Annotated in this window: 1 pseudogene; it reads left to right on the forward strand. The window is 61.9% G+C overall.

Annotation, left to right across the window (positions count from 1 at the left end):
• Positions 1-445 (forward strand): annotated as a pseudogene (locus tag BN1233_RS18340) (hypothetical protein); the annotation flags it as partial.
• Positions 446-1171: the final 726 nt, after the last annotated feature.

Raw genomic sequence — 1171 nt, forward strand, 5'->3', positions numbered from 1 at the left:
ACCCCATCAAATGGCGTCGGGGCCGAACCAGCCTGGGGACAGAGCGCGCGCGGCCGTCAAGTTCGCTTCGGCTTATCTGGATGCCTGGTCATCGCCCAATCGCGTGGCACTCGTCTCGACATCGGCCTTCTATGGACCGAGCGTGGTGTTCCATGGCCACGAGCGCAGCTACCGCTCCGTGTTCGCCGAAAAGCAGCGGTTTGCGGAGCGCTGGCCGGAACGGACGTATCGCTACCGACCGGAGTTCACGCAGGTTGCGTGCGAGGCCGACGGAGCGAGCTGTACCGTTTGGTCACTCTTCGACTTTGCCGCGGCCGACCATGAGGGGCGGCGATCGCGCGGTCTGGGCGAACACGAGCTTGTGGTCAGCTTTGCGGGCGAGAAACCCATCATCGTGTCCGAGACCAGTCGCGTGCTGCGCCGCGGCCTCGTCCCACGAGGGTGAGGCCTCCGGATGTACTTGCCGACATAGCTGTCCTGATCATGAGCAGCATAGGACGGCGACCCCGACGAGAACCCATCAAAGCTCAAAGGGCAATGGCTCGAAGCTGGAAGTACGGACTGCATAACGCGCTGAGAGCGTTGCACGCAAACAGCAAGCGATCTTGGATGCTCCGGGCATCACCGTCGCCCCCTAGACGTGAGAGAAGAGAGCGCGCGGGCGGGGCGCTCTCGCGGTTGTCCGTGTTGCAGGTGCGCTCGGTCAGGCGGCTTTGCGGGTAATGCCGCATCATCAGACAGGTGAACGACACATTGCGCGCTGAGCTAGCACATTACCATTCCCCTCGCTGGACCGAATGCGCTTGTCCACCGAGACAGAACAGGTTGGAGCAGGACCTGACCGAGCCAATTGTTGCTCCTACACGGCGGCGGAAATCTGTGCGGCAACCCTCGGGTGGACTGCCTGTGGCCTTGATCGTGATAGGCGGCGTGCTCACCTTCGCATGGGATGTTCTACTGCTCTGGGGCGTTGCCCACTTGGTCCTACAGTGATGATTAGCCCAAGCGTCGGCTACCGGTACGCCTCATGTGGCAGCACTCTGGCTGATGCGTGACAGTGGCCGACAAAAAAGAACTCGCACCGATGGACTCGGCGCGAGTTGTCACAGTGTCCACTCGGCCAAGGCTTCGCCCTGTAGGTCGGCTTTTCTTATGCCTCCATGCCCTTTCG

Origin of the sequence: Microvirga massiliensis (assembly GCF_001006805.1) — a bacterium.
In the GTDB taxonomy this organism is placed as follows: domain Bacteria; phylum Pseudomonadota; class Alphaproteobacteria; order Rhizobiales; family Beijerinckiaceae; genus Microvirga; species Microvirga massiliensis.